Source organism: Pseudomonas sp. MWU15-20650, assembly GCF_023242475.1.
GTDB lineage: Bacteria > Pseudomonadota > Gammaproteobacteria > Pseudomonadales > Pseudomonadaceae > Aquipseudomonas.
In genome coordinates, this window is sequence record NZ_JALJFG010000005.1 from 123,371 (window position 1) to 143,369 (window position 19,999).

Consider the following 19,999-nt stretch of genomic DNA (forward strand, 5'->3'; position numbering starts at 1 on the left):
GGCCCGCTACACCGGCGTGCCGAGCAACACATGGCTGGGCGCGAACTGCACCTGGATCGGTTGGCCTTCGGCAGCGTTCAGGGCTGTAAGCGCGGCGGGCTGCGCCAGGGCGCATAAAACCTGGCCGTTGGGCAGGGTGACGCGCACCTCGCTGGGGCCGTCTTCGGCGTCGAGAATCGTCTCGATTATGCCGCGTACACAATTGTGTCCGGGTGTTGCGGCTTGCTCGGTCGCCAACAACTCCAGCCATCCGGCCTTGATCAGGGCAACCACCTCCACACCGGTTTCGAGCTCCAGACGCTGGGTGCTGTCGTGGGTAATCTGCGCATCCAGGCCAAGGCCACCCGACAGCTGCAGGCGGATCAGGTCATTGCGGCCATGGCGGTCAATGGCAATGACCTGGCCATGCAACTGGTTGCGCGCGCTGGTACGCAGCATCAAACGGCCCAGGAGGCTGAAGTCGCGGGCGTCTTCATCCGAACCGAGTATTTCGGCTTGCAACACTTGCAGGCGCTGGTAAAGGCGCAGCACGCGTTCACCTTCGGCGGTCAGCTTGGCGCCGCCGCCGCCCTTGCCGCCGATGCTGCGTTCAACCAATGGTTTTTGCGCCAGATTGTTCAGTTCATCGATGGCGTCCCAGGCGGCCTTGTAACTCAAGCCGGCGCTTTTGGCGGCGCGGGTGATGGAACCCTGCTCGGCGATATGCCCCAGCAAGGCAATGCGCTGGGGGCGGCGGATGATGTGTTGGCTGAGGGAGGTGGGCAGAGACATGTTGATACGCTTCGATGAGATGAGTGGACGTTGCAGCCCTGGCGCATGGGAGTCAAGTCAGTCGCCGGGTTTGGGCGTGCGTGCCAGGCAGTACACATCGACTTGGCGCGCCCCGGCGCCCATCAATAGACGCGCCAGGCTATGGGCCGTTGCGCCGGTGGTGAGTACGTCGTCCACCAATGCGAAATGCTGGCCTTGCACCTGTGCACCGGGGGCCAGGCGAAAAGCGCTGAGCAGGTTGTGTTTGCGGGACTTGGCGTCGAGTGCCTGTTGCGCCACGGTTTCATGGGGGCGTAATAACAGTTGTTCATCGTGGGTGATGTCGAGGTCGTTGCTGAGCCAGCGGGCCAGCATCAACGCTTGGTTAAAGCCCCGCTCACGCAGGCGCTTGGGAGCCATAGGCACCGGTAGCAGGCAGTCAGGGCGTATGAGTTCGGCGTTGTCGAAGCGGTGTTGCAGGTGCTGCCCCAGCAGGCGCGCGAGCATTTGCCCCAGTGGCCAGCGCGCCTGATGCTTGAAACGGCTGATCAAGGTGTCGACGGGAAAGTGGTAGGTCCAGGGGGCAATGACCTGTTTAAACGCGGGTGGAAATTTCTGGCATTGGCCGCAGATCAGGCCCTCCATCGGCAAGGGCAAGGCGCATACACCGCATTGCTCCATCAGCCACGGCAGCTCGGTTTCGCACGCGTTGCACACACAATCGGCCGACTCGGTGCATTCATCGCAGATTAAACAGTTCTGTGTGTTTTTTAGCCAGATGTAAACTTGGCGATTGTACTCAGGTTGACAGTGCATGAATCTTCCTTAAATATGCCGAGCATCCGTGTCGTGCCTGTGGGTATTGCCCTTCCCACAGCGCTTGCCAAAGCATAATCAAGGAATCGCCCATGAGCGCCAGCACCTCTGCCACCCTGCGTCACGATTGGTCCTTAGCCGAAGTCAAAGCACTGTTCGTGCAGCCGTTCAATGACCTGTTGTTCCAGGCGCAGACCGTGCACCGCGCGCATTTCGACGCCAATCGCGTACAGGTGTCGACCCTGTTGTCGATCAAGACCGGTGCCTGCCCGGAAGATTGCAAATATTGTCCGCAGTCGGGCCACTACAACACTGGCCTGGAAAAAGAAAAGCTGATGGAGGTGCAGAAGGTCCTCGAAGAGGCCGCTCGTGCCAAAGCGATCGGCTCGACGCGTTTCTGCATGGGCGCCGCCTGGAAACACCCGTCGGCCAAAGATATGCCCTATGTGCTGGAGATGGTCAAAGGCGTGAAGGCCATGGGCCTGGAAACCTGCATGACCCTCGGCCGTCTCGACCAGGACCAGACCCAAGCCCTGGCCCAGGCGGGCCTGGACTACTACAACCACAACCTGGATACGTCGCCGGAGTTCTACGGCAGCATCATCACCACCCGTACCTACAGCGAGCGCCTGCAAACCCTGGCCTACGTGCGTGATTCGGGGATGAAGATCTGCTCGGGCGGTATCCTCGGCATGGGGGAGTCCCTCGATGACCGTGCCAACCTGCTGATCCAACTGGCCAACCTGCCGGAACACCCGGAGTCGGTGCCGATCAACATGCTGGTAAAGGTTGTCGGTACGCCGCTGGAAAACGCCGATGACATCGACCCGTTCGATTTCATCCGCATGCTGGCCGTGGCGCGCATTCTGATGCCGCAATCCCATGTGCGCCTGTCCGCCGGGCGTGAAGCCATGAACGAGCAAATGCAGGCCCTGGCGTTCTTCGCCGGTGCCAACTCGATCTTCTACGGTGACAAACTGCTGACCACCGCCAACCCGCAGGCTGACAAGGACATGCAACTGTTCTCACGCCTGGGCATCCTGCCGGAAGCGCGCGAAGAGCACGCTGATGAAGTGCACCAGGCGGCGATTGAGCAGGCATTGGTGGAGCAGAAGAGTAGCGCGCAGTTCTATAACGCCGTGGTTTGACGCCCCTTTCCACATTTGGAGTGCAATTTAAATGTGGGAGCGGGCTTGCTCGCGAAAGCGGTGGTTCAGTGACGGATATGTTTGCTGACACACCGCATTCGCGAGCAAGCCCGCTCTCACAGTTGATCGCATTCAGTCTCAAGTTCTTTGATCTGCCGAGGCCAGCATGTCTTTCGATCTCGCCGCGCGCCTCGCTGCCCGCCGTGCCGAACACCTTTACCGCCAACGCCCCTTGCTGCAAGGCCCCCAAGGCCCGGACGTGGTGGTGGACGGCCAACCGTTGCTGGCGTTCTGCAATAACGACTACCTGGGCCTGGCCAACCACCCGCAGGTGATCGAAGCCTGGCGCGCCGGTGCTTCTCGTTGGGGCGTGGGCGGTGGTGCTTCACACCTGGTGGTCGGCCATGCCACGCCACACCATGAGCTGGAAGAAGCCCTGGCCGACCTCACCGGTCGCCCGCGTGCCTTGCTGTTTACCACCGGCTACATGGCCAACCTGGGGGCGGTCACGGCGTTGGTGGGGCAGGGCGATACGGTGCTGGAGGACCGCCTCAACCATGCGTCGTTGCTGGACGCCGGTTTGCTGTCCGGTGCACGTTTCAACCGCTACTTGCATAACGATGCCGACAGTCTGGCCAAGCGCCTGGAGAAGGCGACCGGCAATACGCTGGTGGTCACCGATGGGGTGTTCAGCATGGACGGCGACCTGGCCGATTTGCCCGCCTTGGCCCGCGAAACCAAGGCCCGAGGTGCCTGGTTGATGGTGGATGATGCCCATGGTTTCGGCCCGTTGGGCGCCAACGGCGGTGGCATCGTTGAACATTTCGGCCTGAGCCAGGAAGACGTGCCGGTGCTGGTCGGCACCTTGGGCAAAGCCTTTGGCACCGCCGGGGCGTTTGTGGCAGGCAGTGAAGACCTGGTCGAAAGCCTGATCCAATTTGCCCGGCCGTATATCTACACCACCAGCCAACCACCGGCACTGGCCTGTGCCACCCTCAAAAGCCTGGAGCTGTTGCGCACTGAACATTGGCGGCGTGAGCACCTTAACGGTTTGATCCGTCAGTTGCGCAGCGGGGCCGAGCAGATTGGCCTGGCGTTGATGGACAGCTTCACGCCGATCCAGCCGATCCTGATTGGCGATAGCGCCCGGGCAGTGCGCCTGTCGCAAATGCTGCGCGAGCGCGGCCTGATGGTGACGGCCATCCGCCCCCCAACCGTACCCGCCGGCAGCGCGCGTTTGCGCGTGACGTTGACGGCGGCCCACAGCGAGGCGCAGGTACAGCTATTGTTAAACGCGTTGGAGGAGTGTTTCCGCTTGTTAGGCGCCACGGAGCCCGACCATGCGTGATCGACTGATATTGCTGCCCGGCTGGGGCCTTGGCGTGTCGCCGCTGGAGCCTCTGGTTGCCGCCTTGCACGGCCTGAACGAACACCTGCACGTACAGGTCGAGCCCCTGCCGGCGCTAAGCAGCAGTGACCTCGATGAATGGCTCGACGAACTTGACGCAACGCTGCCGGACAACGCCTGGCTGGGTGGCTGGTCCTTGGGTGGCATGCTCGCTTCAGAGCTGGCTGCACGGCGCGGCGAGCGTTGTTGCGGTTTGCTGACCCTGGCGAGCAACCCGTGTTTCGTCGCCCATGACGGCTGGCCGAACGCGATGCCTGCCGAGACGTTCGATGCGTTCCTGGCCGGATGCCACGCCGATTCTCACGTCACCCTCAAGCGTTTTGGCCTGCTGTGTGCCAAGGGCGCCGAAGACCCTCGTGGCCTGTCGCGGTTGCTGGTCAGCGGTGCGCCGAACACTTCCCCCAGCGTATTGATGCCTGGCCTGGAGCTGCTTGCCCAATTGGATACCCGAGCTGCGCTGCAGGCGTTCCGTGGGCCCCAGTTGCACCTGTTCGCGGGCCTCGATGGGCTGGTGCCTGCCGAAGCTGCCGCTGACCTGCTGGCGTTACTTCCCGATGTAGAAATCGGCCTGATTGAACAGGCCGGTCACGCGTTTCTTCTGGAAGACCCCCACGGTGTGGCGGGGGCCATCCAGGCTTTTTTGCATGAGTGTGTCGATGACTGATTTATCCCATCCTCCCGTGCCGGGCGCCTTGCCGGACAAGCGCCAGGTGGCGGCGTCGTTTTCTCGTGCGGCCGCCAGTTACGACAGCGTGGCCGAGTTGCAGCGGGCGGTGGGGCATGAATTGCTCAGCCGCTTGCCGGCCACCCTGGCGCCACCGCGATGGTTGGACATGGGCTGTGGCACGGGCTATTTCAGCCGTGTATTGACCGAACGTTTGCCCGCCAGCCAAGGGGTGGCGCTGGATATCGCCGAAGGCATGCTCAAGCATGCTCGGCCATTGGGCGGCGCCGAGCATTTCATTGCCGGCGATGCCGAGCGCCTGCCATTGCAGGCGAACAGTTGCGGGCTGATCTTTTCCAGTCTGGCGGTGCAGTGGTGTGCACATTTCGAGGCAGTGCTCAGCGAAGCCCGTCGTGTGCTGCAACCGGGTGGCGTATTGGCGTTCGCAAGCTTGTGTGTGGGCACCCTGGATGAGCTGCGCGAAAGCTGGCGCGCAGCGGATGGCATGGTTCACGTCAATCGCTTCCGCCCGTTCGAGGTGTATCAGCAGTTATGCGCGAACAGCGGCCTGCGGGTGGTGAGCCTGGAGCGGCAACCCCACAGGCTGTATTACCCGGACGTGCGCAGCCTGACCCACGAACTCAAGGCACTGGGCGCGCATAACCTCAACCCAGGCCGTCCAGGAGGGTTGACGGGGCGCGCGCGGATTGTTGCACTGATAGACGCCTACGAGCAGTTCCGTCAGGCTCAGGGCCTGCCCGCCACTTATCAAGTGGTGTACGCCGTACTGGAGAAACCGCTATGAGCGCCGCCTACTTCATCACCGGCACTGACACCGATGTTGGCAAAACCACCATTGCTGCCGGCCTATTGCATGCCGCCAGGCTCGCGGGCAAAAGCACGGCAGCCGGCAAACCGGTGGCGTCGGGTTGCCAGGTGACGCCCAAAGGTTTGCGCAACGCCGATGCCCTGGCATTGCTGGCTGAATGCTCATTGCCACTGAGTTATGCCGAGGTCAACCCGGTTGCCTTCGAACCGGCTATCGCACCGCATCTGGCGGCACGCGAGGCGGGTGTCGCATTGACTGTGCAATCGCTGCTCAAGCCGATGCAGCAGATTCTGGCGCGTAAAGCCGATTTCACGTTGATCGAGGGCGCGGGCGGTTGGCGCGTACCCCTGGCCGACCAGGCCAACCTGTCGGACCTGGCCAAGGCGCTCAAGCTGCCAGTGATCCTGGTGGTCGGCGTACGCCTGGGCTGCATCAGCCATGCGTTGCTCACCGCCGAAGCTATCGCCCGGGACGGCTTGCCGCTGGCAGGCTGGGTGGCGAATATCCTCGACCCCAAGACCTCTCGTCTGGAAGAGAACCTCGCTACCCTGGCCGAACGCTTGCCGGCACCTTGCCTGGGGCGGGTGCCGAAACTCAAGCACGCCGGGGCCGAAGCGGTGGCCGAGTACCTTGAATTGGACCTGCTTGACTGATTTTGGCTATCACTAAGGCAATATGCCATTAGCGTTTTTGACGGGTCTTTTGCCAGGATGTCTGCTTCAATTCAACTTCACGATTCTCTAAAGGCAGGCTTACGCCATGGAAATCTCTGGAAGCAGCGCGTTTTATTCGGGCCTGAGCACGATCCAGGCCGGGCAGAACCGCGTCGACCAGGCCGCCGGCAAGATCGCCAGCGCTGCGACGACCCAGCCATCGGACGCGCAAAGCGACCGTCTGCAAGCCAATGATCGCGCCCAGCCGTCCAACTCGGCGAGCAATATGGTCGAAATGGCCCAAGGCAAGTTTCAAGTGGAGCTGGGGGTAAAAGTTGCCAAGGCTTCGAATGAAATGCTCGGCACGTTGATCGACACTTACGCTTAATTTCTCTGCACACCGGCCTCTTCCCGAGGTCGGTCGCGCGTGCGCAATGCTTAATCCTTCCCTGAACGCCTTGTGGCATCACGCCGCAGGCTTTGCCGTGCGCGCCATTGATCCGCGTCATGACAAATGGCGTCTGGACGATGCTTGACAACCCTAGGTCGTAAACGTATGTTTCAAACACCTGTTTGACCGCCACAATACATCCACGCGGTTGTTCATCCCAGATACATCAGCAGAGGTTTATCGCTATGCCTGACTACAAGGCCCCCTTGCGTGATATTCGCTTCGTTCGTGACGAACTGCTCGGTTATGAAGCGCACTATCAGAGCCTGCCGGCTTGCCAGGACGCTACCCCGGACATGGTTGACGCCATTCTCGAAGAAGGCGCCAAGTTCTGTGAGCAAGTGCTGGCACCGTTGAACCGTGTGGGTGACATCGAAGGGTGTACCTGGAGCGAGTCAGGCGTTAAGACCCCTACCGGTTTCAAAGAAGCCTACAAACAGTTTGTTGAAGGCGGCTGGCCAAGCCTGGCCCACGATGTGGCGCACGGTGGCCAGGGCCTGCCGGAGTCCCTGGGCCTGGCAGTCAGCGAAATGGTCGGTGAAGCCAACTGGTCGTGGGGCATGTACCCAGGTTTGTCCCATGGCGCGATGAACACCATCTCCGAGCATGGCACTCCTGAGCAGCAAGACGCTTACCTGACCAAACTGGTGTCGGGCGAGTGGACCGGCACCATGTGCCTGACCGAGCCGCACTGCGGTACCGACCTGGGCATGCTGCGCACCAAGGCCGAGCCTCAGGCTGACGGTTCCTACAAAGTCTCCGGCACCAAGATCTTCATCTCGGCCGGCGAACACGATATGGCCGACAACATCGTCCACATCGTATTGGCCCGCCTGCCGGATGCACCGGCCGGTACCAAAGGCATCTCGCTGTTCATCGTACCCAAGTTCCTGCCGAACGCCGACGGTTCGATCGGCGAGCGCAACGCGGTGACCTGTGGTTCCCTGGAACACAAGATGGGTATCCACGGTAACGCCACCTGCGTGATGAACTTCGACGCGGCCACCGGCTTCCTGATCGGCCCGGCGAACAAAGGCCTGAACTGCATGTTCACCTTCATGAACACCGCTCGCCTGGGCACTGCGCTGCAAGGCTTGTCCCACGCTGAAATCGGCTTCCAGGGCGGCCTGAAATACGCCCGTGATCGCCTGCAAATGCGCTCCCTGACCGGCCCGAAAGCACCGGACAAAGCGGCTGACCCGATCATCGTGCACCCTGATGTACGCCGCATGCTGTTGACCATGAAAGCCTTCGCTGAAGGTAACCGTGCGATGGTGTACTTCACCGCCAAGCAAGTGGACATCGTCAAGTACGGCACCGATGACGAAGCCAAGAAACAGGCCGATGCCCTGCTGGCATTCATGACGCCGATCGCCAAGGCGTTCATGACCGAAGTCGGTTTTGAATCCGCCAACCACGGCGTGCAGATCTACGGTGGCCACGGCTTCATCGCCGAGTGGGGCATGGAGCAGAACGTTCGCGACAGCCGCATTTCGATGCTGTACGAAGGCACCACCGGCATCCAGGCGCTGGACTTGCTCGGCCGTAAAGTGCTGATGACCCAGGGCGAAGCGCTCAAGGGCTTCACCAAGATCGTGCACAAGTTCTGCCAGGCCAACGAAGGTAACGAAGCCGTTAAAGAGTTCGTTGCACCGTTGGCGGCGCTGAACAAAGAGTGGGGCGAGTTGACCATGAAGGTCGGCATGGCGGCGATGAAAGACCGTGAAGAAGTCGGTGCCGCTTCGGTGGATTACCTGATGTACTCCGGCTACGCCTGCCTGGCTTACTTCTGGGCCGACATGGCACGCCTGGCAGCCGAGAAATTGGCCGCCGGTACCACCGAAGAGGCGTTCTACACTGCCAAACTGCAGACGGCACGCTTCTACTTCCAGCGTATCCTGCCGCGTACCCGTACCCATGTGGCAACCATGTTGTCGGGCGCCGGCAACCTGATGGACATGAAAGAAGAAGACTTCGGCCTGGCTTACTAAGCCTTACCGGTAGTACTTGAAAACCGCCGCGCCCATTGGGGAGCGGCGGTTTTTTTTGGACGAATAAAAAACACAGCACAGCGCTCAGGGATTGCGACTGGCTGCCGTTACAGTGATGGCAATGTGATACAGGTCACATTGAATGTGCTTAACTGTGTGCAGTGAAGGCACTGTGCCATCTTTCTCGGCGGGTCGGAGCTTTACCCTTGTCACGCGTGTCCGCTGTACGTTTCAGCCATTTTCTCCCTTCATTGCTGCTATTGCTGGCCGGGCTCTCGGCTGCGTACGTCAAAGATCTCAACGTCTTCTTCACCTCGCTGTTCAATGTGCTGCCGACCTTGGTGTTGCTGCTGGGTGGTTCGTATTGCGCGGTATATCGGCGCCAGCGTGAGCTGTTCTTGATGGTCACGGTGTATGTCGTCTACTTCCTGCTGGACACCCAGACCGACTACTACCGCGACAACGGCCGTGTTCGCGAAGATGCGGCCGTGGTTTTTCATTTGTGCTGCCTGTTGCTGCCGCTGCTGTTCAGCATCTATGCGCTGTGGCAGGAAAAAACCCATCTGTTCCGAGACTTCGTTGCCCGCTGCGCCGTGCTCTTTGCTGTTGGCAGCGTGGCGCTGGCGCTTGAGCAAAGTTTCCCCCTGGCCGTGTTGAACTGGCTGGCGGAAATTCGTTGGCCTTCCTTGCATGGCCACTGGATGAGCCTGATCCAGCTGTCATACCCCATGTTCCTGATCGGTTTTGTCACCCTGGCGGCGCAGTACTGGTACCAGCCGCGGCCGTTGCACGCGGCACAATTGGTGGGGCTTTTGGGGTTGTTCTGGATGTTGCCGAAAACCTTCATCTTGCCGTTCACCCTGAACATCATGTGCAGCCAGGTCATGCTGATGATTGCTGCCGGTGTGGCCCACGAAGCCTATCAAATGGCGTTCCGTGACGAGCTGACCGGCTTGCCGGGGCGTCGCGCCCTGAACGAGCGCATGCAGCGGCTGGGGCGCAACTATGTGCTGGCGATGAGCGACGTTGATCACTTCAAGCGTTTCAACGACACCCATGGCCACGACGTGGGTGACCAGGTGCTGCGTCTGGTGGCGAGCAAGCTGTCCAAGGTCAACGGTGGTGGCCGCGCTTACCGTTACGGCGGTGAAGAGTTCGCCGTGGTGTTCGCCGGCAAGACCCTGGACGAATGCATGCCGCACTTGGAAGAAATTCGCGAGATCATCGCCAGCTACGACATCAAACTGCGTAACCCGGACCGTCCCCATGACGATCAGCAGGGCCGCCAACGCCGTGCGGGCAGCGGCGCGTCCAGCGTGTCGGTGACCATCAGCATCGGTGTGGCCGAGCGCCAGGCCGAACAGCGCAGCCCTGAAGAAGTACTCAAGTCCGCCGACCAGGCGCTATACGCCGCGAAGGGCGCAGGGCGAAACTGCGTGGTCGCCTCCGGGCAAACCCGGCGTGGCGCCGTGCGCATGGAGAGCGCTGCCGGTTGAGTAATGGCGGTGTATTCAGCAGCGCTACAGTGATTGTCCGAGGGTGTGGCCGGCAGTAGGTTGAAACCATCTGCTGCCGGAGACATTGCCATGCCTGAGTACAAAGCTCCCCTGCGCGACATGCGCTTTCTGATCGATAACGTGTTCGACTTCCATGGCCACTACGCGGCTCTGGGGGCGACGGATGCCAGCCCGGACATGGTCAGCGCGATCCTCGAAGAAGGCGCGAAGTTCTGCGAGAACGTGCTCGCGCCGCTCAACCGCAGCGGCGATGAAGAAGGCTGCCATTTCGATCAAGGCGTGGTGACCACGCCCAAGGGCTTCAAAGAAGCCTTCGCCCAGTATGTGCAAGGCGGTTGGCACGGTGTGGCAGCCGACCCGGCCTACGGTGGCCAAGGCTTGCCGCACTCTTTGGGGTTGGTGCTGAGCGAGATGATCGGTTCCAGCAATACCTCCTGGGGCATGTACCCGGGCTTGACCCACGGCGCGATGTCCGCGATCCACGCCCACGGTACTGACGAGCAGAAAGCCACCTACCTGAGCAAACTCACGGCCGGCGAGTGGACCGGCACCATGTGCCTGACCGAAGCCCACTGCGGCACCGACCTGGGGTTGATCAAGACCCGTGCCTTGCCTCAGGCGGATGGCAGCTATGCGGTCACCGGCAGCAAGATCTTCATCTCGGCCGGCGAGCACGACATGAGCGCCAATATCATCCACTTGGTGCTGGCCAAGTTGCCGGATGCGCCGGCCGGCACCAAGGGCATCTCGCTGTTCATCGTGCCTAAGTTCCATGCGGACTCGGGCGAGCGCAACGCGGTGCACTGCGGCTCCATCGAGCACAAGATGGGTATCAAGGCTTCGGCCACGTGTGTGCTGAACTTCGACGGCGCCAAGGGCTTTTTGATTGGCGAGGCGAACAAAGGCCTGAACTGCATGTTCACCATGATGAATCACGCGCGGCTTGGTACCGGCATGCAGGGCTTGTGCAATGGTGAAGCGAGCTTTCAAGGGGCGATCAAATACGCCAACGACCGCCTGCAAATGCGCTCGTTGACGGGCGCGAAGGCTCCGGAGAAAGCCGCCGACCCGATCATCGTGCACCCCGATGTACGCCGCATGTTGCTGACCATGAAGGCTTTCAACGAGGGCAACCGCGCGCTGACTTACTTCACCGCGCAACTGCTCGATACCGCGCACCTGAGCAACGACCCCGGCCAGCGCCAGGAGGCCGAGGACCTGTTGGCCTTCCTCACACCGATCTGCAAAGCCTTCATGACTGAAACCGGTCTGGAGGTGACCAACCACGGCATGCAGGTATTTGGCGGCCATGGCTACATTCGTGAGTGGGGGATGGAGCAGTTGGTACGCGACTGCCGGATTGCGCCGATTTATGAAGGCACCAACGGCATCCAGGCACTCGACTTGCTGGGCCGTAAAGTGCTTGGCAGCCAAGGCAAGCTGCTGCGTGGGTTTACCAGGATTGTGCACACGTTCTGCGCCACCAACGCCGAGCATCCGCAACTCAGCGCCTATGTGGCCCAGCTCAACCGGCTGAATCAGCAATGGGGCGAGCTGACGCTCAGCGTGGGCACTGCGGCGATGAAGAACCCCGACGAAGTAGGCGCTGCGGCGATGGATTACTTGATGTACAGCGGTTACATCATCCTGGCCTACCTGTGGCTGCGCATGGCGATTGCGGCCCAGGCCCAGGACGACGCGGCGTTTGCCAAGGCCAAGCTGGCCACCTGCGAATTCTATTTCAAGCGCTTGCTACCGCGCACCGCGACCCATCGGGCTGCGGTGGAAGCGGGCAGCGAGTGCCTGATGAGTCTGCCTGGGGCGGCATTTGCCTTTTGATGACCTAAAAATACCAGCCAGTCACAAGTGGACCCTATGTGTCTTAAAAGTTGTTCGGTTACACTCGGGGCCTGTAAAACCGATCCTATCGAATCACTTTTCACGTTCTCACGAGGTTTGCCATGGCTGATTACAAAGCGCCGTTGCGTGATATGCGCTTCGTCCTCAACGAAGTGTTTGAGGTCGCCAAGACTTGGGCCCAATTACCGGCATTGGCAGACACTGTCGACGCCGAAACCGTTGAGGCGATCCTCGAAGAGGCCGGCAAAGTGACCGCCAAGTCCATCGCCCCGCTCAGCCGTGGCGGTGATGAACAAGGGTGCCATTGGGCGGACAACGCGGTCAGCACGCCGGAGGGTTTTCCACAGGCGTACCAAACCTACGCCGAAGGCGGCTGGGTGGGCGTCGGCGGTGACCCGACCTATGGTGGCATGGGCATGCCCAAGGCGGTGTCGGCCCAGGTCGAGGAAATGATCAACTCGTCGAGCCTGGCGTTCGGTTTGTACCCGATGTTGACCTCCGGCGCCTGTGTGTCGATCAACACCCACGCCAGTGAAGCACTCAAGGCGACCTACCTGCCGAATATGTACGCCGGTAGCTGGGCAGGCTCCATGTGCCTGACCGAAGCGCACGCGGGCACCGACCTGGGAATGATCCGCACCAAGGCCGAGCCTCAGGCGGACGGTTCCTACAAGGTCAGCGGCACCAAGATCTTCATCACGGGTGGCGAACACGACCTGACCGAAAACATCATCCACCTGGTGCTGGCCAAGCTGCCGGATGCGCCGGCAGGTCCCAAGGGCATCTCGTTGTTCCTGGTGCCGAAGTTCATGGTGAATGCCGACGGTAGCCTGGGCGCGCGTAACCCGGTGACCTGTGGCTCGATTGAACACAAGATGGGTATCCAGGCGTCCGCTACCTGCGTGATGAACTTTGACGAGGCCGTGGGTTTCCTGGTGGGTGAGCCTAACCGTGGTCTGGCGGCGATGTTCACCATGATGAACTACGAGCGCCTGGGGGTGGGTATCCAGGGCCTGGCATCCGGTGAGCGCTCCTATCAGAACGCGATTGAATATGCCCGCGACCGCCTGCAGAGCCGCTCCCCATTGGGCGCACAGGCCAAGGACAAAGTGGCAGATCCGATCATCGTGCATCCGGACGTGCGCCGCATGCTGCTGACCATGAAGGCGGCGAACGAAGGCGGTCGTGCGTTCTCCACGTACGTGGCCACGCAACTGGACATTGCCAAGTTCAGTGAAGACCCTGCCGCCCGCGAGCGTGCAGATAACCTGGTGGCGCTGCTGACCCCGGTCGCCAAGGCGTTCCTCACGGACCTGGGCCTGGAAACCACGGTGCTCGGCCAACAAATATTCGGCGGCCACGGCTACATCCGCGAGTGGGGCCAGGAGCAGTTGGTGCGTGACGTGCGCATCACCCAGATCTACGAAGGCACCAACGGCATCCAGGCACTGGATTTGATGGGGCGCAAGATCGTTGGCAGTGGCGGTGCGTTCTACACCCTGTTCGCTGATGAAATCCGTCAGTTCATCGCCACGGCAGATGCGTCACTGGCTGAATTCACCCGCCCGCTCAGCGCAGCGGTGGATGACCTGGATGAGTTGACGGCCTGGGTACTGGACCGGGCCAAGACCAACCCGAATGAAATCGGCGCGGCGTCGGTAGAGTACCTGCATGCGTTTGGCTATATGGCCTACGCCTATATGTGGGCGCGCATGGCCAAGGCGGCGTTGGGCAAAGAGGCGCAGGATGACTTCTACGCCAGCAAACTGGGGACTGCACGCTTCTACTTTGCGCGTCTGTTGCCGCGTATCCACTCGTTGAGTGCATCGGTAAAAGCCGGTAGCGAATCCTTGTTCCTGATGGATGAAGCACTGTTTTAAGGACGAGGCGGGCGTGTAAGCATTCTCTTACATGACGTGCTGCTATTCGTCCTCTATCGCCAAATTGGATCCACGGATAATCTACTTCACATGGACGTCGCGCAGGAAGCGCAAAGCAACAACACGGACACGTAGGATTCTGCCAGGACGGCGGAGTGAAATGGATGTCAGGGAAACAGTCTGCAAAGCCCCGCTTCGGCGGGGTTTTCTTTTGCCCGCGAAAAAGTCAGGCCACTGACGTTCAGGGCTGCGCCTGTGGCGCATTCATTACGTCCTCCAGCAAGGTACGCAGCAACGCCATCGTCGCTTGCTGGCGTTGCACATCGCGGCAGACCAAGCCTACTTTCAGCGGCACCCGGGGCTCACTCAAGGGTTTCCACAACAATGCCTTGCTGTTGTGTTCGTCCTGGGAGCGCCCTGGCAGCACGGTTGCCAGCTTGGTATGGGGCAGGCTGTCGAGAATCCCGACCATCGTGTTGAGTTCGGCCTGCACCTGCGGCCGCCGCCCGAGGTTGGACAGTTGCCCCTGCCAGATCTGTCGAACCTGAAACTCCTCCCCCAGCAGCAACATCGGCAGCTCTGCCGCCTGTTTCAGCGAGACTTTCTTGAATGCGCGCAAGGGGTGGTCTTCGGGGATCACCACCTTCAATTCATCTTCATACAGCAGCACGCCGTTCAGCCCCGGCTGGCGTGGCGGCAGGTAGCTGATGCCAATGTCCAGTGAGCCGTTGAGCAGCCGTCGCTCAATCTCAAGCCCCGTCAATTCGTAGATCTGCACCACCAAGTGTGGCTGGGCCTTGCGCACCCGTTCCAGCATTTGCGGCACCAGGCTGGTGTGCACGGTTTGCAGCACGCCGATAGCCAAGGTTCGCATTGCCTGGCCCTTGAAGTTGCGCAGCGACTCTACGGCTTGCTGCAGGCCATCAATCAATGGCAACGCATGGTTATAGAGCGTATGTGCCGCCAGGGTCGGTAGTAGCCGCTTGCTGCTACGTTCGAACAGGCTCACATCCAGGTTCTGTTCCAGTTGGCGAATCTGTTGCGACAAGGCCGGCTGAGAGATCGACAGACGCTCCGCCGCGCGGCCTACGTGGCCTTCCTCATACACCGCGACGAAATAACGCAGTTGCTTGAAATCCATAAGACATACTTATCGAAAAAGCTGGAAAATCGAAATGGCCGATGGCCCGCGAGACGCCTAGTCTAGCGCCTATTCGCAGGGCTTACAGGGCCGGATCGGGCAATGAATAACGTTTATATTTATAGCGTTTACATAGGCAAGACAAAAAATCTCAAAGCGGTGTTTGCACCGGGCACCGACCAAGGTCAGGTTGCTATTGGGGGTGAGCTGTGAACCTGTTTCGTCGCCCTGCGCCGAGCCTGGACGATCTGATCCTGGCGACGCCGCATGATCTGTCCAGTGAATGCCTGATGCCCACGGTGGCGCGACCCGCGCAGGTCTTCGTGCGTGGCCAGGGCTCCTGGCTCTGGGACAGCGACGACCGGGCCTACCTCGATTTCAGCCAGGGCAGTGCCGCCAATAGCCTCGGCCATAGCCCACAGGTGTTGATCAAGGCCCTGGCCGATCAGGCTCAGGCGTTGATCAACCCTGGCAACGGCCTGCATAACCGCGTGCAACTGAACCTCGTCGATCGGCTGTGCCATCACACCGGCAGCGAGCAGGGTTACCTGCTCAACAGTGGTTCGCAAGCGTGTGAAGCGGCGATCAAGTTGGCGCGCAAATGGGGGCAACTGTATCGCGGTGGCGCCTATCACATCATTAGTGCCAGTAACGCTTGCCATGGCCGCAGCTTTGCGGCGCTGGCGGCCTCGCCCGGCGCGGGGGGCAACCGTTTTGAGCCGCAATTGCCAGGCTTCAGCCATGTGCCCTTCAACGACCTGCCGGCCCTGCATGCCGCCGTAGATGCACAGACCGTGGCCATCCTGTTGGAGCCGATCCAGGGCGATGCCGGCGTGATCCCGGCCACGGAACATTACCTCAAAGGTGTTGAACGGCTGTGCCGGGAGTTGGGAATCCTGCTGATCCTCGATGAAGTACACACCGGTATCGGCCGTTGCGGTAGCTTGCTCGTTGAACAGCAGTACGGCGTGCGTGCCGACATCATCACCCTCGGCAAGGGCTTGGGTGGCGGCGTGCCGTTGGCGGCGCTGCTGGCGCGAGGCAAGGCTTGCTGCTTTGAAGTGGGCGAGCTGGAAGGCACCCATCATGGCAATGCGTTGATGGCGTCGGCCGGGGTGGCGGTGCTCGATACGGTGCTGGAGAGCGGCTTTCTTGAACAGGTCCGAGAGTCTGGCCTTTACTTGGGCGAAGGTCTCGCCCGCCTGGCTTATCGCTACGACCACGGCCAGTTGCGCGGTCATGGCCTGATGTGGGGCCTGGTGCTATCGGATGATTCAGCAGATGCCGTTGTAAAAGCTGCCCTGCACGAAGGCTTGATCCTCACCGCCCCGCAACCCAATTGCTTGCGCTTCACGCCGGCGCTTACGGTCAGCCAAGGCGACATTGACGAAATGCTCCTGCGCCTGGCTCGCGCCTTTTCCCGCGTGCGCACCGCCCAACTGCAATGCCGCAAAGGCATCGCCGTTTAATCCTGTATTCCTGAACCGTCTCGCGGCATACGCGGCGCCTCCAGCCTGATTTGTTTGGCTGGGGGCGTTTTTTTGTCTGTTCATTAAAGGGTGGCCCAGTGCCAGATCCCACTGAACCCTTACCCCCTCCAAAAGGTCGATTAGCTACACGGCTCGCACGAGCCGACTTTCTGGAGCTGACCTATGGATATCATTCGTATCATCATCGCCATTCTGCTGCCGCCACTGGGTGTGTTCCTGCAAGTGGGCTTCGCTGGCGCGTTCTGGCTGAATATTCTGCTGACTTTGTGCGGTTACTTCCCCGGCATCATTCACGCGGTGTACATCATCGCCAAGCGTTGAGAGCCTCAGCCTTTTGCGATGAGCCGTGAGTTGCGCTCGTTGCGAAAGGCCAGTTGCTCAATGGTCTGGGTGGCCTGTTCGGCCTCTTCTCGCGCTTGCAGGATGATGCCGTGTTGCTCGGACTTGCTGCACACCGGGTCGGCATTGCTGGCGTCACCCGTCAGCATGAACGCCTGGCAACGGCAGCCGCCGAAGTCCTTTTCCTTTTCATCACATGAACGGCACGGCTCGGGCATCCAGTCATAGCCGCGAAAGCGGTTGAAGCCAAAGGAGTCATACCAGATGTGTTGCATGCTGTGGTCGCGCACATTGGGAAACTGCACCGGCATTTGTCGGGCGCCGTGGCAGGGCAGGGCAGTACCGTCCGGGGTGACGGTGAGAAAGAGGCTGCCCCAGCCATTCATGCAGGCTTTCGGGCGCTCTTCGTAGTAATCCGGGGTCACGAAGATCAGCTTGCACGGGTGGCCTTCGGCTTCGAGTTTGGCGCGGTATTCATTGGTGATGCGTTCGGCGCGCACCAACTGTTCCCGGGTCGGCAGCAACCCCACACGATTGAGCTGCGCCCAGCCGTAGAACTGGCAGGTGGCGAGTTCGACGAAGTCCGCTTCCAACGCGATGCACAGCTCGATGATGCGGTCGATCTTGTCGATATTGTGCCGATGGGTGACGAAGTTCAGCACCATCGGGTAGCCGTGTGCCTTCACCGCGCGGGCCATTTCGAGCTTCTGCGCAAAGGCTTTTTTCGAGCCGGCCAGCAGGTTGTTCACTTGCTCGTCGCTGGCTTGGAAGCTGATCTGGATATGGTCCAGGCCGGCTTTCTTGAAGTCGCTGATCTTCTGCTCGGTCAGGCCGATGCCTGAGGTGATCAGGTTGGTGTAGAACCCCAGCTTGCGCGCCTCGGCGATCAGCTCGGCGAGGTCCTGGCGCACCAGCGGTTCGCCGCCGGAAAAACCCAGCTGCGCGGCGCCCATCTCGCGGGCTTCGCGAAATACCTTGAACCACTGCTCGGTGCTCAGCTCTTTGCCCTGCTCGGCGAAATCCAGCGGGTTGGAGCAATACGGGCACTGCAGAGGGCAGCGATAGGTCAGCTCGGCCAGCAGCCACAGTGGCAAGCCGATGGCGGGCTTTTCAGGCAAGGGTGATCCAGTGCTGAGCACGGGCGACCTCCATGAATTGCTCGATGTCGTCACCCAGCTCAGGTACGCCGGGGAATTGCTTATCCAGCTCGGCGATGATCGCCGCTACGTTGCGCTCGCCGTCGATCAAGCCACCAATCAACGCCGCACTGTCGTTGAGCTTGATCATGCCCTCGGGGTAGAGCAACACATGGCCTTTTTGCGCGGGCTCATACTGGTAGCGATAGCCCTGGCGCCAGGTCGGTTTTCTGCTGCGATCAAAGCTCATAGTGTGATCCCTTTATGCCAGACCCGCCGCTCGGTCACGCTGTGATAGGGCGGGCGGTTCAGTTCATAGGCCATGCTCATGGCATCCAGCATGCTCCACAGGATGTCCAGTTTGAACTGGAGAATTTCCAGCATGCGCTCCTGGCCTTCGCGGGTGGTGTAGTGCTGCAAAGTGATTGCCAGGCCGTGCTCCACATCACGACGGGCTTGGCCCAGGCGGGTGCGGAAGTATTCGTAGCCAGACGGGTCGATCCACGGGTAATGCTGTGGCCAGCTGTCGAGGCGCGACTGGTGGATGTGTGGCGCGAACAGCTCGGTCAGTGAACTGCTGGCAGCCTCTTGCCAGCTGGCGCGACGGGCGAAGTTGACGTAGGCGTCTACTGCGAAGCGCACGCCAGGCAGTACCAGCTCCTGGGAGCGCAGTTGGTCCGGGTCGAGGCCGACCGCTTGGCCCAGGCGCAGCCAGGCTTCGATGCCGCCGTCTTCACCTGGCGCGCCATCGTGGTCGAGCAGGCGCTGGATCCACTCGCGGCGAATTTCGCGGTCCGGGCAGTTGGCCAGGATCGCGGCGTCTTTCAGCGGAATATTGACCTGGTAGTAGAAACGGTTGGCGACCCAGCCCTGGATCTGCTCGCGGGTGGCGCGGCCTTCGTACATCGCCACGTGGTACGGGTGATGGATATGGTAGAAGGCGCCTTTGGCCCGCAGGGCGGCTTCGAATTCGGCGGTGGTCAAGGGCGTATCAGTCATGTCGTCAGCTCCTACAATTCAATGCTCATGCCGTCGTAAGCCACTTCAACATTACGCCGCACCAGCTCCGCCCGCTCGGGGGAGTCTTCATCGAGGATCGGGTTGGTGTTGTTGATGTGGATAAGCACTTTGCGCTGTTTGGGCAGGTGTTCCAGCACTTCGAGCATGCCGCCGGGGCCATTCTGTGCCAGGTGCCCCATCTCGCGCCCGGTGCGCGTGCCGACGCCACGGCGTTGCATTTCATCGTCGTCCCACATCGTGCCATCCACCAGCAGGCAGTCGCTGCCGGCCATGATCTCCAGCAACGGCGCGTCGACCTTGCCCAGGCCCGGGGCGTAAAACAATTTGCCGCCGGTGCGCAGGTCTTCGACGATCAGACCGATGTTGTCGCCCGGGTGTGGGTCGAAACGGTGCGGTGAGTAGGGCGGTGCGGCACTGCGCAGCGGTAGCGGCGTGAAGCGAAGGTTGGGACACGCCGGGATGGTGAAGCTGGCATCCAGTTCGATGCGGTTCCAGGCCAGGCCGCCGTTCCAGTGGGTCAGCATGGTGAACAGCGGGAACCCGGTGCTCAGGTCTTCATGGACCATGTCAGTGCACCACACCTGGTGCGGGCAGCCTTCGCGCAGGCTCAGCAGGCCAGTGGTATGGTCGATCTGGCTGTCCATCAGGATGATTGCACTGATGCCGGTATCGCGTAGGGCCCGGCCGGGTTGCATGGGCGCGAAGCCCTGAAGTTGCGCACGGATGTCGGGGGAAGCATTGCACAGCACCCAGTTCACGCCATCGTCGGAAATCGCGATGGACGACTGAGTACGCGCCTGGGCCCGCAGGCTACCGTCGCGAAAGCCTGCGCAATTCACGCAGTTGCAGTTCCACTGCGGAAAACCACCGCCGGCGGCGGAACCTAGAATCTGGACAAACATGGTC

General features: G+C 60.9%; 19 protein-coding genes. 12 read left to right on the forward strand and 7 right to left on the reverse strand.

The genetic code is table 11. The features are described 5' to 3' along the window. Nucleotides 1–6: 6 nt before the first annotated feature. Entirely contained in the window at nt 7–771 is a 765-nt protein-coding gene (locus M5B43_RS07210) for a TOBE domain-containing protein (RefSeq protein ID WP_248749445.1), read from the reverse strand. A gap of 57 nt (nt 772–828) precedes the next feature. Next, on the reverse strand, nt 829–1,566 hold the full coding sequence (locus M5B43_RS07215) for a ComF family protein (protein ID WP_248749446.1): 738 nt from the start codon (nt 1,564–1,566) through the stop codon (nt 829–831). Nucleotides 1,567–1,658: 92 nt separating this feature from the next. Between M5B43_RS07215 and bioB the strand changes: the two genes are divergently transcribed. The 10 genes from bioB to M5B43_RS07265 all read left to right on the forward strand — a co-directional run bounded on the left by bioB (nt 1,659) and on the right by M5B43_RS07265 (nt 13,967). After that, entirely contained in the window at nt 1,659–2,714 is a 1,056-nt protein-coding gene (gene bioB, locus M5B43_RS07220) for a biotin synthase BioB (protein WP_248749447.1), read from the forward strand. 166 nt (nt 2,715–2,880) lie between these two features. Beyond that, nucleotides 2,881–4,062, forward strand: coding sequence for an 8-amino-7-oxononanoate synthase (gene bioF, locus M5B43_RS07225; RefSeq protein WP_248749448.1), 1,182 nt, complete (start codon nt 2,881–2,883; stop codon nt 4,060–4,062). Continuing rightward, nucleotides 4,055–4,786, forward strand: a complete 732-nt coding sequence (locus tag M5B43_RS07230) for an alpha/beta fold hydrolase (protein WP_248749449.1) — start codon at nt 4,055–4,057, stop codon at nt 4,784–4,786. Before bioF ends, M5B43_RS07230 begins: the two co-directional genes overlap by 8 nt. Continuing rightward, nucleotides 4,779–5,591, forward strand: coding sequence for a malonyl-ACP O-methyltransferase BioC (gene bioC / locus M5B43_RS07235; protein ID WP_248749450.1), 813 nt, complete (start codon nt 4,779–4,781; stop codon nt 5,589–5,591). The genes M5B43_RS07230 and bioC overlap by 8 nt, the downstream gene beginning before the upstream one ends. Beyond that, nucleotides 5,588–6,268 (forward strand): dethiobiotin synthase, encoded by a 681-nt coding sequence (gene bioD, locus M5B43_RS07240; RefSeq protein ID WP_248749451.1) that lies wholly within the window; start codon nt 5,588–5,590, stop codon nt 6,266–6,268. The genes bioC and bioD overlap by 4 nt, the downstream gene beginning before the upstream one ends. Before the next feature lie 106 nt (nt 6,269–6,374). After that, entirely contained in the window at nt 6,375–6,656 is a 282-nt protein-coding gene (locus M5B43_RS07245) for a pyrroloquinoline quinone biosynthesis protein PqqE (protein WP_248749452.1), read from the forward strand. Nucleotides 6,657–6,904: 248 nt separating this feature from the next. Then, a complete protein-coding gene (locus M5B43_RS07250; RefSeq protein WP_248749453.1) occupies nt 6,905–8,710 on the forward strand; it encodes a phenylacyl-CoA dehydrogenase in 1,806 nt (601 codons plus the stop codon). 206 nt (nt 8,711–8,916) lie between these two features. Then, on the forward strand, nt 8,917–10,206 hold the full coding sequence (locus M5B43_RS07255) for a GGDEF domain-containing protein (RefSeq protein WP_248749454.1): 1,290 nt from the start codon (nt 8,917–8,919) through the stop codon (nt 10,204–10,206). A 90-nt stretch (nt 10,207–10,296) separates the two neighbouring features. Next, a complete protein-coding gene (locus M5B43_RS07260; protein ID WP_248749455.1) occupies nt 10,297–12,066 on the forward strand; it encodes an acyl-CoA dehydrogenase C-terminal domain-containing protein in 1,770 nt (589 codons plus the stop codon). 122 nt (nt 12,067–12,188) lie between these two features. Further along, nucleotides 12,189–13,967 carry an acyl-CoA dehydrogenase C-terminal domain-containing protein gene (locus M5B43_RS07265; RefSeq protein WP_248749456.1) on the forward strand — a complete coding sequence of 593 codons (1,779 nt, stop codon included), beginning with the start codon at nt 12,189–12,191 and terminating at the stop codon, nt 13,965–13,967. A gap of 241 nt (nt 13,968–14,208) precedes the next feature. Here M5B43_RS07265 and M5B43_RS07270 read toward each other — a convergent pair whose 3' ends face one another. Then, nucleotides 14,209–15,108: a LysR family transcriptional regulator gene (locus M5B43_RS07270; RefSeq protein ID WP_248749457.1), complete on the reverse strand. Its 900-nt coding sequence runs from the start codon at nt 15,106–15,108 to the stop codon at nt 14,209–14,211. 209 nt (nt 15,109–15,317) lie between these two features. Between M5B43_RS07270 and M5B43_RS07275 the strand changes: the two genes are divergently transcribed. Further along, a complete protein-coding gene (locus M5B43_RS07275) occupies nt 15,318–16,577 on the forward strand; it encodes an aminotransferase class III-fold pyridoxal phosphate-dependent enzyme (protein WP_248749458.1) in 1,260 nt (419 codons plus the stop codon). 183 nt (nt 16,578–16,760) lie between these two features. Next, nucleotides 16,761–16,919, forward strand: coding sequence for a YqaE/Pmp3 family membrane protein (locus M5B43_RS07280; protein WP_010207008.1), 159 nt, complete (start codon nt 16,761–16,763; stop codon nt 16,917–16,919). Nucleotides 16,920–16,924: 5 nt separating this feature from the next. Here M5B43_RS07280 and pqqE read toward each other — a convergent pair whose 3' ends face one another. Genes pqqE through pqqB form a run of 4 tightly spaced genes read right to left on the reverse strand, consistent with a single transcriptional unit; the run spans nt 16,925 to nt 19,995 of the window. Then, nucleotides 16,925–18,076 (reverse strand): pyrroloquinoline quinone biosynthesis protein PqqE, encoded by a 1,152-nt coding sequence (gene pqqE / locus M5B43_RS07285; RefSeq protein ID WP_248749459.1) that lies wholly within the window; start codon nt 18,074–18,076, stop codon nt 16,925–16,927. Continuing rightward, entirely contained in the window at nt 18,048–18,323 is a 276-nt protein-coding gene (pqqD, locus tag M5B43_RS07290) for a pyrroloquinoline quinone biosynthesis peptide chaperone PqqD (RefSeq protein WP_248749460.1), read from the reverse strand. The genes pqqE and pqqD overlap by 29 nt, the downstream gene beginning before the upstream one ends. After that, nucleotides 18,320–19,072, reverse strand: a complete 753-nt coding sequence (gene pqqC, locus M5B43_RS07295) for a pyrroloquinoline-quinone synthase PqqC (RefSeq protein WP_248749461.1) — start codon at nt 19,070–19,072, stop codon at nt 18,320–18,322. Before pqqC ends, pqqD begins: the two co-directional genes overlap by 4 nt. 11 nt (nt 19,073–19,083) lie before the next feature. Beyond that, nucleotides 19,084–19,995 (reverse strand): pyrroloquinoline quinone biosynthesis protein PqqB, encoded by a 912-nt coding sequence (gene pqqB, locus M5B43_RS07300; RefSeq protein ID WP_248749462.1) that lies wholly within the window; start codon nt 19,993–19,995, stop codon nt 19,084–19,086. Nucleotides 19,996–19,999: the final 4 nt, after the last annotated feature.

Coding starts and splice junctions, on each gene's coding strand:
- M5B43_RS07210 (WP_248749445.1), bottom strand. CDS start 771: ATGTCTCTGCCCACCTCCCTCAGCCAACACATCATCCGCCGCCCCCAG.
- M5B43_RS07215 (WP_248749446.1), bottom strand. CDS start 1,566: ATGCACTGTCAACCTGAGTACAATCGCCAAGTTTACATCTGGCTAAAA.
- bioB (WP_248749447.1), top strand. CDS start 1,659: ATGAGCGCCAGCACCTCTGCCACCCTGCGTCACGATTGGTCCTTAGCC.
- bioF (WP_248749448.1), top strand. CDS start 2,881: ATGTCTTTCGATCTCGCCGCGCGCCTCGCTGCCCGCCGTGCCGAACAC.
- M5B43_RS07230 (WP_248749449.1), top strand. CDS start 4,055: ATGCGTGATCGACTGATATTGCTGCCCGGCTGGGGCCTTGGCGTGTCG.
- bioC (WP_248749450.1), top strand. CDS start 4,779: ATGACTGATTTATCCCATCCTCCCGTGCCGGGCGCCTTGCCGGACAAG.
- bioD (WP_248749451.1), top strand. CDS start 5,588: ATGAGCGCCGCCTACTTCATCACCGGCACTGACACCGATGTTGGCAAA.
- M5B43_RS07245 (WP_248749452.1), top strand. CDS start 6,375: ATGGAAATCTCTGGAAGCAGCGCGTTTTATTCGGGCCTGAGCACGATC.
- M5B43_RS07250 (WP_248749453.1), top strand. CDS start 6,905: ATGCCTGACTACAAGGCCCCCTTGCGTGATATTCGCTTCGTTCGTGAC.
- M5B43_RS07260 (WP_248749455.1), top strand. CDS start 10,297: ATGCCTGAGTACAAAGCTCCCCTGCGCGACATGCGCTTTCTGATCGAT.
- M5B43_RS07265 (WP_248749456.1), top strand. CDS start 12,189: ATGGCTGATTACAAAGCGCCGTTGCGTGATATGCGCTTCGTCCTCAAC.
- M5B43_RS07270 (WP_248749457.1), bottom strand. CDS start 15,108: ATGGATTTCAAGCAACTGCGTTATTTCGTCGCGGTGTATGAGGAAGGC.
- M5B43_RS07280 (WP_010207008.1), top strand. CDS start 16,761: ATGGATATCATTCGTATCATCATCGCCATTCTGCTGCCGCCACTGGGT.
- pqqD (WP_248749460.1), bottom strand. CDS start 18,323: ATGAGCTTTGATCGCAGCAGAAAACCGACCTGGCGCCAGGGCTATCGC.
- pqqC (WP_248749461.1), bottom strand. CDS start 19,072: ATGACTGATACGCCCTTGACCACCGCCGAATTCGAAGCCGCCCTGCGG.
- pqqB (WP_248749462.1), bottom strand. CDS start 19,995: ATGTTTGTCCAGATTCTAGGTTCCGCCGCCGGCGGTGGTTTTCCGCAG.